The sequence below is a fragment of the Pedobacter antarcticus genome (genome assembly GCF_900112985.1).
GTDB lineage: Bacteria > Bacteroidota > Bacteroidia > Sphingobacteriales > Sphingobacteriaceae > Pedobacter > Pedobacter antarcticus.
The window spans coordinates 17,680-33,124 of record NZ_FONS01000017.1 but is presented as its reverse complement, the minus strand read 5'-3'; the positions used below and the strand labels follow the sequence as shown (position 1 = coordinate 33,124).

Genomic DNA, 15,445 nt, shown 5'->3' with positions numbered 1-15,445 from the left:
TCTGCTTTCTCAGCGCAATATCCCATCCTCCTCCATGGCAAGATCTAATCCAGTGTTCGTCCTGTATATTGTTATGGGCCAGCAGTTTTTAACGTGGATTCGTGCAAAGACTACCGATGTAATTTCAATTCTCCGGAATGATCTAGATAATTTACATAATTGCCGGACGCAGATTACTGAGATCACATATTTATATTTATTGCTAGCATATATCTAGTGTAAGAATCTTTGGGAATTTCAATTCTTCAGAATTGCGTAATATTCTCCGAGACCATGGGTATGGAATGTTCAGAACGTTTTTTGAAATAATCTAATGATGCAGTTATCTCAGCATAATTTTAACATATTGAGATACTCACATCATATCGCTAAATCATTTATAAATCCAAATCCTTTATTCTACAGAAATCAGATAGGAAATTTCTTGAAAAACTTATCCCTGCCACACCACTCTAACAGAAAGCTTCAGACAAATATGGAGCTTTTTTGGTTACCTGGTTTTTTGTTCTTTTTGGGAATCTGAGTCTTCATTATTTGCTTCTACCAGTTCTGTTGTGATTGTATTGTCTTCTCTTTTTCTGGATACGGGTATAGCGATTCCGCCACTTAGGCCTACTTCAAAAGAGGCCAATATAATAAGTGCAGACAGACACAGCAGTCTGAAAGCTTTCTTTAAACTTTGCATTTATTCTGCTTGAAAATTAAGGAATGGCTACACACAGGCGGCCTTGATTAACTCATAGAGCCGTGCCTAAAAGGGACGGGCTGGTGAATTAATTTACATATCTGCAGGTTCTTTCTGGTAAGCACTGGGATTAGCGGCATCGTAGGCGATTGCGATTCAAGATTTCAATAGCTTAAATTGATCGAGAAGCCTATTAAACCGAATTGTGTATAATTGGGTGTGTTTGTATACTGCTGCGAATCCTGCAGTTCTGATTTGAATCTTCCAATTGGGTAAACTAGTAAAATTCCGCTTTACTGTATAAAAGACACGTGTACCGGATGGATCGTGGTTTGCGGGCAGGAGGCTTCAGTGGCAGTCTTTTGTACCTGTATGGACGAAAAACCAGCCGGCGCGGAAATGCTGAAAAGTGAAAAGAACAATAGGCCGGTTAATAATAACCTTGACAGTTGTTTTTTGCAATATATTAAATGGCTGGTGTTCATCTCTTTTATAAAGATATTGGTTTGCTTTATCAAAAACGTTGTGTTTTAATAGGATCAAGCAGGAAATTCATACAGTAAGCATCGGCTTTATTCCAGCAAACTTTTTTTCGGTTGCTGGAATAAAGCCGATGCTTACTGTTTAATACGGGCTTTTTCTATGTCTGCGCTTCCCGTTTCACGCTTCGACTTTTTATTACCTGAACTGCCAAAGCTATAATTGAAGGCTAAAGTAAAGGACTGTGAGTTGTATCTGTTTCTGAATGCTTCAGTCGCATTTGGGATATTAGTAGTAATCCCATTGTTATTATATGTTTTCAGGATATCACGGACATTGAAAGAGATGGTACCCTTATTCTCCAAGACTTTTTTCTGTATACCTGCATTTAACTGCCCGGTACCGTTATTTATGAATTGAGCTACACTGCGCTTTGAAACATAGAAGCCACTGAGTTCCATTCCCCAGCCTTTTGGTAAGGTGAAAATATTCGTCATATTAATTTCTCCCATAGTTCTGGATTCATCCAGAAAGGTGTCGAATAAACGCCCCTTAAATGAGGTGTTAAAAACCTGCATATAAGTATTGGTCATCCACCAGGGATATGGTGAGAGGGATAGGGTAAGGGAGGCACCGATGTATTTCGCAGTACCTATGTTTCCGACTCCATCTATAAAAATATCACCATCCTGCCTGATTACCTCATTTTGAAGGTCTTTGGTCTTCATATAGTGGAGCGAAGCTGTCAGTAAGCTTTTATAACTGTAAGATGCTTTTAATGCGTTTGAAAACTGTGGTTTCAAGAATGGATTTCCTGAAAAATAAGAGTACTTATCAATAATGGTCACAAAAGGATTCAGATCCTGATAAAATGGCCTGCGAATTCTGCGCCCAAATGAAAGGATCAGTAAATGCCTACCTGCGGAATCTAATTTATAAGAAAGGTAAGCTGTGGGAAAGAGATTGGTATAACTTTTTGTGAAAGAGGAGTCTGCCCGTATCTCATTTCCTATTTGATGGCCTTTGGAATTGGTATTCTCGACCCTTAAACCTGTTTGTAAAGCGAATCTTCTGAAGGAGGTATTAAAATTCAGGTATCCCGCATTAATGTTCTCTTTATAGAGAAAGTGATTCGTGAAGTTGGGGTCGGTGATGGATTCTCCATTGATCTCGTTAAAATAGTTAGCCTGATTATCTGTTTCAATATAACTGGTCTTTAAGCCTGCATCTATTCTCGCTTTTCCCTTTAAAGGACGGGTATAATCTGTTTTTGCCGAATAGATCTGGATGCTGGTTGGAAGATTGTCGGTAATGATTTGTGTATGACCTGGATTGCCTACCGCATCGAAACTCTGATTGAAAAAGCGTTGTTTATTGGTGGAGCTATAAGTTAGCCCGTCCAGGTCAAATGTAATTGATCTTCCCAGGCTGTCAAACTGATGGCTGTAGTTTAGGTTCACACCGCCATTGTTAAAATGAGCCTTGCCTGTATTTTTTGCATAGATGATGGAGTCCAGCCCTCTGTTTTGGTTTAGTAGCCAGGTTTCTCCTGTAAAGGTTTCCTTTCTTGGTGATAATGATCCGGTAAAAATAATGCCCCAGGTCGTTTTAGGGGAGTGGTAGTAATCCATTCCAATTTTCAGATTGCCACTATTACTGACTGGTTTCATATGTGCATTTACCTCAAATACATTCCGTAACAGACCCTGTTTGTCAAAATATTCCCGGGTTTCTCCAAACTGTCGGAAGTCTTGCTTAAGTGCGTAGGAGGCACTGGAAAACAGATTTATTTTGTTGACCCGGTAATTTAGGTTTACACTTTCACTGGTCTGACCGTAATGTGCCTGGCTGTAATTTGCGGCGACAGAGCCGTTGAATCCGGCAGTTTTCGTTTTTTTAGTAGTGATATTAATAATGCCGGCATCACCCGCTGCATCAAATTTCGCTGGAGGGTTATCCATCAATTCTATCTGTTCCAGCAATGAGGCAGGTATAGATTTCAAATAGTTAGCAAGATTCGCTCCGGATAGGTAGGTTGGTTTTCCATCCAGGAATATAGTAACGCCTGGTTTCCCCTTAAAACTGATCGTACCATTTCCGTCAACCACTACGCCCGGCGATTTCTCCAGTACTTCCAGTGCATTAGCTCCATTATTGGAAATCAGACTACCAACATTAATCACAGTTTTATCTATCTTTTGTTCTATAAATGCTTTTTTGCCGATCACTGTAACTTCCTTTAAATTACCGGCCTGATCGCTTAGCATGATGTCTTCCAGTATGGTGGTCTCCTGATTTATAATGGTAATGCTAACGGTTTTTTTCTGCATACCAATAGCCGAAATGTCCAGCAGGTAATCGCCGTTTTCTGGCAAATCGAATTTGTAATTACCAAGGCTGTCGGTACTGACCGTCTTTAGTATATCGGATTCATTGGTTTTTCTAAGGGCAATAGTAGCATAGGGGATAGGCAGGCCATCAGTTCCTGTTATTTTTCCTTCGATCTGGTTTTTCTGCTGCTGGCTTTTTTTTTCAATCAGAATTGTTTGATCAACCTGCCGGAAAGTCAGGCCGGATCCTTTTAGTATTTCGGTTAAGGTTTGTCGGATCGTACGGGGTCCTGAGCTGAAATTTAATGGTTTGACTGCTTCAATGTCGCTGCTTCTGAAAAAAAACCTGAGACTACTTTGCTTTTCTATTTTTCTGATGGCTGTTAAAAGATTTTCCTGGTGAAGCTCCAGCCTTATAGTTTCCGTATTCATGTCCTGCGCCTTCAAATCAAAAGCCATTAACATATTCAGTGTTGCAGCTGTTAGTAATATATAGATAAAGCTGATTCGCATAAATTGAATGGCTATTGTTGGTGTAGTAACGCTGTTAGTCTTTAATCTGGAGCATAGACCTCCCTGATCCCGCTTTTTCGCAGAAATATTCATACTTTTAAATGTTTTATTGATTTCCAATCGATTAAACCCCGGTTTACCGGGATACCTGTGAGCCGATTCCCGCCGGCTTACAGGTTATTTTAAGACGCTATTCCTGGAGTATCGTCTTAGGTTCAAAAAATTTAATTACATCCTTTTCCGTCTATTTGAATGCTTCCATCTTCGCTGGTCTGGTAGGTTGCATGGTTAATGGCGCATATTACTTTTAATAATTGTTCCAGACCGGCGCCGGAAGGTTCGGTGCCGGAGAACCTACAGTTCTTCAGCTGGTTATTTTTAAAAGTTATCTTCACATTGAAGCGTTTTTCCAGTTGTGATACAGCCTGCTCAAAGGTGACATCTTCAAATTGAAGTTCCCTGTGCTGCCAGGCAATAGAGGTAAGTGCATCGACTTTACGCCTGATCACCTTTTCATTAAGTAAATTGAAGCTGAGCTCATGATCGGGGGTTATGATCCCCAGTTGTCTGGTGCCGGCCGCAACGCCTACTTTACCGCGTGTGACAGTTACAGTGACCAGGTGCTGATCCTTATCTTCTTTAATATTGAAAGCTGTACCGAGCACTTTCGTTGTTATTTTTCCTACGTGAATGAGGAAGGGACGATCGGGATGATGAGCAATATCGAAATAGGCTTCACCCGAGAGATATACTTCCCTGGTCTCACCGCCGAAGGTCTCAGGAAATTTAAGTTCTGATCCGGCATTTACCCAGACTTTGCTTCCGTCTGGAAGCATAATCTGCCTGGTTTGTTCTGCAGGAACAGTTAACGCTGTAAGTTTTAGGGATTGGTTAGTATGATATTCGTCGGAAGATTGCAGATAAATCGCGAAAAGTACTGCGATCAGGGCTGCGGCTGTCGCAATGAATTGCAGGTAAGGTGCTTTTTTCTTTTTTACAGGAATAATCTTTTCTGGTGCTTTCTCTCTACTCTGCTCCAAATCCTGATAGATGCCGGAAAGCCAGCTTGACTTTTCCTGTTCGTCCAGACCGCTCCACGGCGAATTCGAATGTAGGTTTTCCTCAAGCCATGTCTCCACAACGGTATTCTCTGCGGTAGTAGTTTCACCCTTGAGATATCTATCCAGTAAAGATTCTATTTGTTGACGGTTCATTTAATCCTGCATTTGAACTGTAGTCGGATGAAAGGAGAGGTAGTACCATCGGAAAATGATATTTTTTATTTGTCTATGAAAGTAGCCAGAAAAGGAAGGCTGGTGTGGATACGACAGCCAGCGACTTTCTTAAATGTTTGAGTGCTGCGGTCAGTTGATTCTTGACTGTTTGTTCAGATAATCCCAGCAGATTTGCAATCTCAGATACGCTTCTGTTTTGTTCTCTGCTTAGCCGGTATATCTCCTGGATCCTTGGCGAGAGGCTTTCCAGTGCGCGATTGATTGTCTGCTGAAGCTCTTTTGCTGCGATTTGTTGTTCTACTCCAGGTTCATAAGCCGTTGCCAGCGCCTGCAGCATAACGGCATATTCTTCTCTAGTCACATTTTTGCGAATACGGTCAATAATGCGATGGCGAACAATTGCAAAAAGGTATGCTTTCAGGCTCAGGTTGATAACCAGTGTCTTTCTTTTCTCCCAGAGCAGGAGAAATACATCGTGGATGATATCTCTCGCATCATCCAGGCTAAATAATCTTGACGCAGTAAAGTCTGCTAATAGGGGTGCATAACGCGCATAAATTTCTTTATAAGCCGCTTCATCATCTTTTTTAAGAAGGTCGGTTAATTGCAGATCAGTTAAAGTAGCATATGCTTTCATTGGCCGGTTAGGACAAATGTAGTATTTACAGCCATTTTTATGGTGTTGTTTAAATTTTTCGCTTCCGGTTGAAAAAAGTGTATGCTGAAAATCAGGGGGATGGAGATTGACACTCCTTTTTTGGATAATTTTATAGAAAATTGATTTTGTATTTCAAAAAAAGAAACTACATTTGCAGCCCACCTACCGAGGTGGAGCATGCTTTAAATCATGTTTAATAAGATGGTGCGGTAGCTCAGTCGGTAGAGCAAAGGATTGAAAATCCTTGTGTCGCCGGTTCGATCCCGGCCCACACCACTCTAACAAACAGCCTGTTTTCGTAATGAAGACAGGCTGTTTTGGTATATCGCTTTTCTTGTGCGTCTCATTAGCGTGGAAATAAAACCCATACTTATCCACATTTTAATGTGAATAAGTATGGGTTTTGTGGATAAGATGGAATTTGATCTTAGTCTTTAGCATGATAACATGGCCTGCAACGCGGCTCATAGCTTTCTTTTTCGCCTAATAAAATCTTTGCTTCACTGGCTACGTGCCGGAAAGAATACATCGCCGGACTTCCACACCGTACACAAACTGCATTTACTTTGGTTACCAGTTCGGCTATGGCCATTAATGCCGGCACCGGTCCAAACGGCTGACCGCTGAAATCCATATCCAGTCCTGCAACAATAACCCTCACGCCCTTATTGGCGAGCTTATTACAAACTTCAGGAAGTTCATCGTCAAAAAACTGCGCTTCATCAATACCGACAACTTGTGTGTCAGAACGTAATAACAGGATGGCAGATGAATGACTTACCGGTGTAGATTGGATGGAGTTATAATTGTGAGAGACCACTGCTGTCTCATCATAACGTATATCGGTAGCGGGTTTAAATATTTCAACATTTAATTTAGCGATCTCTGCGCGCTTCAGTCTCCGGATCAGCTCTTCGGTTTTACCTGAAAACATAGAGCCGCATATCACTTCTATGCTGCCGCCAAACTGGCCTCTGGAATAGTTTTGTTCACTAAATAACATGCTGAAAACTGGGGGATAACTGTCGGACGAATATCGAAATTTTGTGCTACTTTTGAATGTTTAGTTATCAACATAAAAGATCAATTTGAACGTTATTATACTATGATGAACCAGGAGGATATTTTCAAAAAAATCGGACAGATACTCAATGAGTTGACAGATCAATACCAATATCTCGAAGAGCACCCGCGTGACTGGAATGGCTTTGAACTGGATCTTTTCCAGGCTAATGCTAATTTTTTAGCGGAGCATGTCCAGGTATTTCAGAAGATGAGTAAGGCTAAGAATTCACCTGTAAATAAGGACAAGCCGCAGGAAAATATTAATCAGGATGAGGTTTCCACAGTGGAGATCAAACCGGTTATACCTGTACTGGAAAAGGAAATATTCAAACCTGACAATGAGCCGTCGAAGTTTGAGTTCATTCTTAATGACAAGCCATCAGCAGATCTGTTTGATTTCGAAGAAAAAGCTGTAGGGGAAATATTTGACAGGGCACTAAGCGCAGAAGAGGAGCATATAATTGCGCAAAAGCAAAAGCTTCGTGAAAAAGATAGCTTAATGGTTGAGCCTGTAACTGATGAAGATGATGAAATAGGACCGGAGCCTTTTCTCGTATCAGCTGATTCCGAAACGGCTTTTACATTAGCGGAGGTACAGGAAGTGCCATTAGAAGCAGTTACTCCCGCGGAAACTGTTATTGTCGAGCCCATAGTTCATTTGCCTGTCGAAACTGAAGTGAAAACGGATTACCCGGTTCAGGAACGACCGATAGAGGTTTTCCAGACTGACCACGATACCTCAACAGCAACTCCTGCTTCTCCATTGCCGGATTCTGTTGCGCAACATACAGAGCCCGACCTGTCCATTCCTCCATCTGTTCCGGAAAGAGAGAAGTTGAGTACTCCTTTATCCTTTCAGCAGCCAGAGTCAGTTAAGGCAGACAGTCGCGAACTCGAGCGTAAACAAACTGAAAATGTCGACAATACCGCGCCTAAACTAACTTTGAATGATTTACTATCCAGCCAGAATACCAGAAATACGACGAGTGAACAAAAGAAAGCGGTTATTCACGACTTGAAGCAAGCGATAAGTTTGAATGATAAGATGCGCTATATTAAGGATCTTTTCAACGGATACAATCTGGCATATTCAGAAGCTATTGATCTGCTTAATAAAATGCCTGACCTGGAAAGTGCCCACCAGTTTCTTCAGAACAATTATGCAGTGAAGCATAATTGGGAAGGTAAACAGGAAACTGCAGATCAGTTTTATGAATTATTGCAGCAACGCTTTAATCATTAAATAAAGCCCATACGATTTGAATCCAGCTTCAGGAAGATAAATAGTAACACGGTAAAGCTCCATAAGGAAGACCCTCCATAACTGATAAAGGGAAGAGGGATTCCTATAACCGGTATTATTCCGATAGTCATACCTATGTTAATAAAGAAATGGAAGAATATAATACTAGCGACACAGTAGCCGTACACCCGGGAAAAAGTTGATCGCTGACGTTCTGCCAGATTAATTAACCTGAGCAGTAGAAAAAGGTAGAGCGCAACTACGACGGTACAGCCCACAAAGCCCCATTCTTCACCGATTGTTGAGAAAATAAAGTCTGTACTCTGTTCAGGGACATAACCATATTTGGTTTGTGTACCTTCTAGAAATCCCCGTCCGGTGATCTGACCCGAGCCGATAGCAATTTTTGACTGGATCACATTATAACCTGCTCCTTTCGGATCTGTTTTCTGGCCAAGCATGATCTCAATCCTTGTCCGTTGATGCGGTTCCAATACTTTTTCATAAGCTACCCTGACCAAGAATAAATAGGCGATAGCTATTATAGTTGTCAATATGATAGAAAACATGACTTTCTGTTTTCTTCTGTTCTGATAGACGAATATTCCACCAATAACCAATATCACCGGGATAATGAGTGTAATGGGTAACAGGAAGTCTGCAATAAACAAGACGATCATCCCCAGAAAAATCAATAAAAAATACCCCGAAAGTCCTTCCCGGTATAAAGGGAACATAAAGGATAGGAATACCAGTGCAGATCCTGTGTCTGGTTGCAGCATAATCAGCATTAAGGGAAATAAAACGATTAATGCAGCAAACATTATAGATTTGAAGTCCCTAAACTTAGGATTGAAGCTACTGACGTATCTGGCCAGTAATAAGGCTGTACCAAATTTGGCTAGCTCTGAAGGCTGGAGCCTGAAAGAACCCAAGGGAATCCAGGCTTGATTTCCGGCGACTTTTCGGCCAACTAAAAGTACGGCTACAAGCAACAGCATGGTTATCCCATAAACTATTGGTGAAAAGACACTGAAAAACTTTGCATCCATCAGCAATATGGAGAAGCCTACTATCAGCGCCGTAATAATAAAAATGAGTTGTTTACCGTAATTACTGCTGAAATTAAACAGGGTTGAATTATCCGGGTTATAAATAGACGCGTAAATATTTACAAATCCAACTGCGCATAAGGCTATATAGATTAGAATTGTGATCCAGTCTACATTGAAGAAAAAACGGCCGCCTTGTTGTGTACTCATTAGTTAATTGATGTAGATTGGTTTACTGGTTGCTGAACTGGTACTGGCTTTACGCTGTCTGCCTGATATGGCGGTAATTTAACCTTTGGTTTTGGCATGTCAGGTAAAATAACTTGCTTCTTCATCCATTCTGCTCTTTCTCCGCGGTTACCGGAAAGTTTACCTGTCAGATATTTTTCAGTCATATAACTGGCTATAGGTGCCGCATATGAACTACCAAATCCTGCATTTTCCACAATTACAGCTATTGCAATTTTAGGATTATCCCTTGGTGCAAATCCGATAAAGACGGAGTGATTTTTTCCATGCGGGTTCTGTACGGTTCCGGTTTTTCCACAAAAGAGTATATCAGGAATAGCCGAAGCTCTTGCTGTACCGTATGCAGCATTAACAGCATCCTGCATCCCATCAATTACAGGTTCAAAATGTCTGGTGTCGACGTCCACATAGTTTTTAGTCAGGTATTCTTTTCTTACGTTCTTCTTCTCTCCGATGCCTTTAATCAAGTGAGGTTTCATATAATAACCACGATTGGCAATAATAGCCATAATATTTGCCATCTGTAGTGGTGTTGCACTCATCTCACCCTGGCCGATTGCCAGTGAAATGATAGTGGTATAGCCCCAGTACTTTCCAAATCTTTTAGTATATTCTTCGGAAGTAAACAGCCTGCCTTTTCTCTCAAAAGGCATATCAAGATCTAGTTTCGAGCCTAAACCAAACTTTCTTACTTTAGCCTCCCAGGAATCATAGGCTTCAATCTTATTCTTGAATTTCTTCTGTGTCATCAACTTTTGAAAGACATAACACGCATAGGTGTTGCAAGATCTGGCTAGACCTTTTCGCAAAGATATATTTCCATCAACATGTTCGCATTTAACCTGGTGATTTCCGGCCCAGTAATAACCGGGGCAGTTAAACGTAGTATTTGGATCTATAACGCCTTCCTGCAGACCAAGTAATGCATCCAGCGGTTTGAAGGATGATCCTGGTGAATAATAACCTGAAAGTGGTCTTACTGTAAAAGGTCGATTCGGCTGACGAAAGATATCCATATAATTATTTCCCTGTTGACGGCCAACCATCAAATTAGGGTCGTAAGTCGGACTGCTAACAAATGCCAGGACTTCTCCGGTAGAAGGTTCGATAGCAACGATACTACCAACTTTATTATGCATAAGCTGCTCACCCAACTTCTGAATGTCAATATTCAGTGATGAGATTAAAGTCTCGCCAGACACAGCTAGCGTATCAAATTTACCATCCAGATAACTTCCCTGAGGTACGTTTTTGGCGTTATATATCGTGTTCTCTACACCTCTTTCACCCCTGAGAACGTCATTATATTCCCGCTCCACACCAGATTTACCTATATAATCCCCTGGACGATAGTATCCTTCACTGTCTTCTATATCTTTCGCCGATACTTCTTTTACATAACCAAAAAACTGTCCTGCAATACTATCGGGGTAATGTCTGACTGTCCTGTTTTGTGTTTCAAATCCGGGGAAACGGGAAAGTCTCTCCTGAAGTGCAGCATATGTCTGTACGGAGAGCTGTTTTTCAAAGACGGTACGCTGATACCTGCTCTGATTTCTGGCTTTATCGAAACGCTTATGAAATCCTTTCATATCTATGCCGATAATATTGCAGAAAGCAAGTGTATCAAATTCTTTGACAAGGTTTGGGGTAACCATCAGATCATATACTGGTTCATTCTGAACGATAACCTTATTATTCCTGTCCAAGATCACGCCTCTAGCCGGAAACGTATATTTTTTTCTTAAGACGTTGCTGTTTGCTGATAAGAAATACCGATCACTAGCGACCTGAATATAGAAAAGCTGGCCGACAAGAATTAATGCAACCACTATAAAGAGTCCCTGAACGATATATTTTCTATTGAACAGATTATCCATTAGCGCATTTTTCTATTATAGAATATAAATTCTATCATGAATACAGTAAACAATGTAAAGGTGCCGCTTAATAAACACCGCGCTAGGGTGTAGGACAGTTCTGTGAATCGGAATGCTTCTAAAAGAAACAAAACTAAATGATGTGAGAATGTGCACAGCAGGGCGTAAAGAGAAAACCATTTAAACCCCATATTCCCAAGTGTAGGTTCCGGCTCGTCAAAATTGTCACGGCTTACCGTAATTGAGATAAACGAAATGCGTACAAAAGCCAGAGCAACACATGCTGCTGTATGAACACCAAGTGTATCAAAGAATGTATCCAATGTTAAGCCAGTGCCGAACGCAATTAGATATAAAACAAGATTGGGAATACCGAATGGGAGCAGCAGTAAGAAAAGAATGTATGTAAAAGGAGTAGCCAGATCATAAAAACTCAGGTTACGAAGTAACAGGATCTGCACAGAAAGCAGAATAAACCACCTTAAAATATTAATTAGTATGATTTTACTGTTCATTTGGTAACTTTGATTCTAGTGTTTTCTGTTCCTGTGCTAATTTATCCTTGATCACATACACATACTGCAAGGTACTGAAATCATTAAAGAGGTCAATCTGTATAGTCAGGAAATTATCTCCGGTAGAAATTCCCCTGTTACTAATCGTACCAACTTCAATTCCAGCTGGAAATGAACCAAAACCGGAAGTTACGACAGTATCTTTTAATTTAACTTTAAAATGATTTGGAATATCCTTAATGTAGGCTTTACGATAATTTGAATTACGGTCTCCCCAAACAAGCGAACCCAGTGCGTTGGTAGATTTAATACTTACACTGATCTTGGCATCTTTATTCAAGAGGGATTCAATAGTGGCAAGATGATCTGAAACGTCTCTGATGATCCCTACAACCCCTCTGCCAGCAGAAATCACGGCCATGCCACTCTGAATTCCATCAGCAGATCCCTTATTAATTGTGATTACATTATTTCTTAAAGTAATGGAGTTTTTAATAACTCTGGCGGCGAGATAGGTATACTGCACATGATTTGCTGTGTCCTTAACCAGGGTGTTTTTTGCGGTATCCAAGCTTTGGATCGCTAGTATTTTGGTGTTGAGCCTGGCATTTTCCAGGGCGAGGCTGTCGTTGACAGTACCCAGGTTCATATATCGCTTAAATACGTTCAGTTTCTCGTAAGCCTGGCCAACAACTGCATTGGTAGAATTGAAGGTTACGCTGCGCTGATAAGCATTGTTTCTTACAGTTAGTATGATACCCGCTGTAAAAAAGATTATGAACAGGAAAAATGCGTTATATCTGTTTATGAAGATCCAAAGGTTACGCATGTTAATTTCCTTATGAAAAATGTGAGTACAGCCTCTAGCTATACTCACATTTTATGCTATTCTTTATTTATTGCATCAGGAATTTATATCCCCCGATGTTTTTAAGTGCTATACCTGTACCGCGTACAACTGCTCTTAGTGGGTCTTCCGCGACATGTACCGGTAATTTTGTTTTTGCTGCTACACGTTTATCCAAACCACGCAGTAAAGCACCGCCACCAGTCAGATAAATTCCTGTCTGATAGATGTCAGCGGAAAGTTCAGGAGGTGTAATCTCAAGAGCTTTCAAAATTGCTTCTTCAATTTTAGAAATTGATTTGTCCAGACAATGTGCGATTTCAGTGTAAGAAACAGTAATTTGCTTCGGTACACCTGTCATCAGATCTCTTCCTTGTACAGCGAAATCTGCAGGTGGGTCTGATAATTCAGGTAAAGCGGCACCAACTTCTATTTTGATTTTTTCCGCAGTACGATCACCAATCATAATGTTGTGCTGACGACGAATATAGTTGACGATATCTGAGTCAAAGTTGTCTCCGGCTACGCGAATACTCTGATCGCAAACTATACCGGAAAGTGCGATTACAGCAATTTCAGTAGTACCACCACCGATATCTATAATCATGTTACCCATAGGTTCTTCTACGTCAATGCCAATCCCTACAGCAGCAGCCATCGGCTCGTGAATCAGGTAAACTTCTTTCGCGCCTGCAATTTCAGCTGAGTCACGAACTGCACGTTTTTCTACTTCAGTGATACCGGATGGAATACATATTACCATTCTCAGGGAAGGGAACATCCAGCCTTTACCGCCGTTAAGCATGCGGATCATTCCTTTGATCATGGCTTCAGCAGCGTTGAAGTCAGCTATTACACCGTCTTTTAAAGGTCTGACTGTACGTATATTATCGTGTGTCTTACCTTCCATTTGCATAGCCTGACGGCCGATAGCGATGATCTTATTTGTCTGTCTGTCAAAAGCTACTATCGAAGGCTCATCAACAACCACTTTATCATTGTGTATAATCAGGGTGTTTGCGGTGCCTAAATCTATGGCAACCTCTTGTGTGAACCAGTTAAATAAACCCATTTATAGGTGATAAGTTATAGATTAAAAATTCTGTATACTATATAATGTAAAACTACATCTTTTTATTGTATTCAAGGAGAAAAAATTAATGCTTGAAATGTCTAATTCCAGTGGTTACCATAGCAATACGTTTTTCATTTGCCATATTTACAGAGTCAGCATCTTTAATTGATCCTCCTGGCTGTAAAACAGCAGTTATACCTGCTCCTGCTGCAATTTCTACACAATCTGGGAAAGGGAAAAATGCATCCGAAGCCATAACTGAACCAATTAGGCTAAACCCGAAAGCATCTGCTTTTACAATAGCTTGTTTCAATGCATCAACTCTTGAAGTTTGGCCTACACCACTTGCAAGTAAAGTGTTGTCTTTAACAAATACAATAGTGTTTGATTTCGTGTGTTTAACGATTTTGTTAGCGAAAAATAGATCGGACAGCTCAGCTGGCGTTGGTGTTTTTTCAGTTACAGTAACCATTTGATCTGTGTTTTCTATAATGAGGTCTTTATCTTGTTCAATTACACCGTTCAATAAAGTTTTAAATTGCTTCGTACTTAGCTCAACAGGGTTACGCTGAAGAATTACTCTGTTTTTTTTAGCTTTAAACAGCTCTACAGCTTCCGGCTGGTAAGATGGTGCAATGAGTACTTCGAAAAATAATTTGTTAATTTCTGTTGCTGTTTCCAGGTCGATTTCCCGGTTTGCAATCAGTACGCCGCCAAATGCAGATACGGGGTCACATGCCAGTGCGTCATTCCATGCCTGTGCTATAGTTTGTCTTGATGCTACACCGCATGCATTGGTATGTTTTAAGATCGCAAAAGTAGGCTCCTGGAATTCGTCAATTAGGCTAACAGCTGCATCAACATCTACCAGGTTATTATAGGATAGCTCTTTACCGTTAAGTTTGCTAAACATCGCATCCAGATCGCCATAGAAAACACCTTTCTGATGTGGGTTTTCTCCGTAACGTAAAGTTTTTGCTGTGTTTAAACTTTGTTTGAAAACAGTTAGCGGGTCTTCAGTATTGAAATAGTTGAAGATCGCAGTGTCGTAATGAGAGGAAGTATGGAACGCTTTTTTTGCATAACTTTTGCGCTGCTCTAAAGTTGTTTCTCCATTTTGGTTTTCCAGCTGCTCGTGCAGTTTTGAATAATCGTCTTTCGACGCCAGAATAACAACATCGTTAAAGTTTTTGGCAGCTGCCCTGATCAGGGAGATACCACCAATGTCAATTTTTTCTATGATTTCCTCTGTTGTCCCACCTGATTTAAGTGTTTCCTCAAAAGGATAAAGGTCTACAATTACCAGGTCAATTTCCGGGATTTCAAATTCATTGATCTGAGCCTTGTCTGCATCCAGATTTCTTCGGTTTAAAATGCCACCAAATACCTTAGGATGTAAGGTCTTGACTCTGCCACCCAAAATTGAGGGATAACCGGTCAGATCTTCAACTGCTGTAACTGGCAGATTCAGGTCTTTGATGAACTGTTCTGTACCACCGGTTGAAAATAATTGTACTCCCTGTGAAGCTAGCAGGCGGACAAGTGGTTCCAGACCATCTTTGTAATATACTGAGATTAAAGCGTTTTTGATCTTAATTTGTTGACTCATTGGGTGTTG

Annotated in this window: 12 protein-coding genes and 1 tRNA gene; 2 read left to right on the top strand and 11 right to left on the bottom strand. The window is 40.7% G+C overall.

The features are described from left to right. Positions 1-490: 490 nt before the first annotated feature. From BM192_RS19995 to BM192_RS19980, 4 genes are all read right to left on the bottom strand, one after another. A complete protein-coding gene (locus tag BM192_RS19995) occupies positions 491-685 on the bottom strand; it encodes a hypothetical protein (RefSeq protein ID WP_037440475.1) in 195 nt (64 codons plus the stop codon). A 617-nt stretch (positions 686-1,302) separates the two neighbouring features. Continuing rightward, positions 1,303-4,101, bottom strand: a complete 2,799-nt coding sequence (locus BM192_RS19990; RefSeq protein WP_037440477.1) for an outer membrane beta-barrel protein — start codon at positions 4,099-4,101, stop codon at positions 1,303-1,305. Between the two features lie 131 nt (positions 4,102-4,232). Continuing rightward, a complete protein-coding gene (locus tag BM192_RS19985) occupies positions 4,233-5,222 on the bottom strand; it encodes a FecR family protein (protein ID WP_051759851.1) in 990 nt (329 codons plus the stop codon). A 73-nt stretch (positions 5,223-5,295) separates the two neighbouring features. Then, complete coding sequence (locus BM192_RS19980; RefSeq protein WP_037440479.1) at positions 5,296-5,880, bottom strand: RNA polymerase sigma-70 factor; 585 nt, start codon at positions 5,878-5,880, stop codon at positions 5,296-5,298. A gap of 224 nt (positions 5,881-6,104) precedes the next feature. Between BM192_RS19980 and BM192_RS19970 the strand changes: the two genes are divergently transcribed. Further along, a tRNA-Phe gene (locus BM192_RS19970) sits at positions 6,105-6,177 on the top strand. Positions 6,178-6,328: 151 nt separating this feature from the next. On the opposite strand, the gene BM192_RS19965 is transcribed toward BM192_RS19970, so the two are convergent. Beyond that, a complete protein-coding gene (locus BM192_RS19965; protein WP_037440482.1) occupies positions 6,329-6,904 on the bottom strand; it encodes a thymidine kinase in 576 nt (191 codons plus the stop codon). 102 nt (positions 6,905-7,006) lie between these two features. Between BM192_RS19965 and BM192_RS19960 the strand changes: the two genes are divergently transcribed. Continuing rightward, complete coding sequence (locus BM192_RS19960) at positions 7,007-8,209, top strand: hypothetical protein (protein ID WP_139218472.1); 1,203 nt, start codon at positions 7,007-7,009, stop codon at positions 8,207-8,209. On the opposite strand, the gene rodA is transcribed toward BM192_RS19960, so the two are convergent. From rodA to purH, 6 genes are all read right to left on the bottom strand, one after another. Continuing rightward, entirely contained in the window at positions 8,206-9,471 is a 1,266-nt protein-coding gene (gene rodA / locus BM192_RS19955) for a rod shape-determining protein RodA (protein WP_037440484.1), read from the bottom strand. The two genes, BM192_RS19960 and rodA, sit on opposite strands and share 4 nt — an antisense overlap. Further along, positions 9,471-11,390: a penicillin-binding protein 2 gene (gene mrdA / locus BM192_RS19950; protein ID WP_074589159.1), complete on the bottom strand. Its 1,920-nt coding sequence runs from the start codon at positions 11,388-11,390 to the stop codon at positions 9,471-9,473. Before mrdA ends, rodA begins: the two co-directional genes overlap by 1 nt. Further along, the gene (locus BM192_RS19945; protein ID WP_037440486.1) at positions 11,390-11,905 is read right to left on the bottom strand and encodes a hypothetical protein; all 516 of its coding nucleotides are present in this window, start codon (positions 11,903-11,905) and stop codon (positions 11,390-11,392) included. Before BM192_RS19945 ends, mrdA begins: the two co-directional genes overlap by 1 nt. Beyond that, complete coding sequence (gene mreC, locus BM192_RS19940; RefSeq protein WP_037440488.1) at positions 11,895-12,734, bottom strand: rod shape-determining protein MreC; 840 nt, start codon at positions 12,732-12,734, stop codon at positions 11,895-11,897. The genes BM192_RS19945 and mreC overlap by 11 nt, the downstream gene beginning before the upstream one ends. Positions 12,735-12,801: 67 nt before the next feature. Then, positions 12,802-13,824: a rod shape-determining protein gene (locus tag BM192_RS19935; protein ID WP_037440490.1), complete on the bottom strand. Its 1,023-nt coding sequence runs from the start codon at positions 13,822-13,824 to the stop codon at positions 12,802-12,804. Positions 13,825-13,909: 85 nt separating this feature from the next. Then, the gene (gene purH / locus BM192_RS19930; RefSeq protein WP_037440492.1) at positions 13,910-15,436 is read right to left on the bottom strand and encodes a bifunctional phosphoribosylaminoimidazolecarboxamide formyltransferase/IMP cyclohydrolase; all 1,527 of its coding nucleotides are present in this window, start codon (positions 15,434-15,436) and stop codon (positions 13,910-13,912) included. Positions 15,437-15,445 lie beyond the last annotated feature (9 nt).

What these genes read in the sequence shown, in the direction of transcription:
- BM192_RS19995 (WP_037440475.1), bottom strand. Translation starts at nt 685, where the DNA reads ATGCAAAGTTTAAAGAAAGCTTTCAGACTGCTGTGTCTGTCTGCACTT.
- BM192_RS19990 (WP_037440477.1), bottom strand. Translation starts at nt 4,101, where the DNA reads ATGAATATTTCTGCGAAAAAGCGGGATCAGGGAGGTCTATGCTCCAGA.
- BM192_RS19985 (WP_051759851.1), bottom strand. Translation starts at nt 5,222, where the DNA reads ATGAACCGTCAACAAATAGAATCTTTACTGGATAGATATCTCAAGGGT.
- BM192_RS19980 (WP_037440479.1), bottom strand. Translation starts at nt 5,880, where the DNA reads ATGAAAGCATATGCTACTTTAACTGATCTGCAATTAACCGACCTTCTT.
- BM192_RS19965 (WP_037440482.1), bottom strand. Translation starts at nt 6,904, where the DNA reads ATGTTATTTAGTGAACAAAACTATTCCAGAGGCCAGTTTGGCGGCAGC.
- BM192_RS19960 (WP_139218472.1), top strand. Translation starts at nt 7,007, where the DNA reads ATGATGAACCAGGAGGATATTTTCAAAAAAATCGGACAGATACTCAAT.
- rodA (WP_037440484.1), bottom strand. Translation starts at nt 9,471, where the DNA reads ATGAGTACACAACAAGGCGGCCGTTTTTTCTTCAATGTAGACTGGATC.
- mrdA (WP_074589159.1), bottom strand. Translation starts at nt 11,390, where the DNA reads ATGGATAATCTGTTCAATAGAAAATATATCGTTCAGGGACTCTTTATA.
- BM192_RS19945 (WP_037440486.1), bottom strand. Translation starts at nt 11,905, where the DNA reads ATGAACAGTAAAATCATACTAATTAATATTTTAAGGTGGTTTATTCTG.
- mreC (WP_037440488.1), bottom strand. Translation starts at nt 12,734, where the DNA reads ATGCGTAACCTTTGGATCTTCATAAACAGATATAACGCATTTTTCCTG.
- BM192_RS19935 (WP_037440490.1), bottom strand. Translation starts at nt 13,824, where the DNA reads ATGGGTTTATTTAACTGGTTCACACAAGAGGTTGCCATAGATTTAGGC.
- purH (WP_037440492.1), bottom strand. Translation starts at nt 15,436, where the DNA reads ATGAGTCAACAAATTAAGATCAAAAACGCTTTAATCTCAGTATATTAC.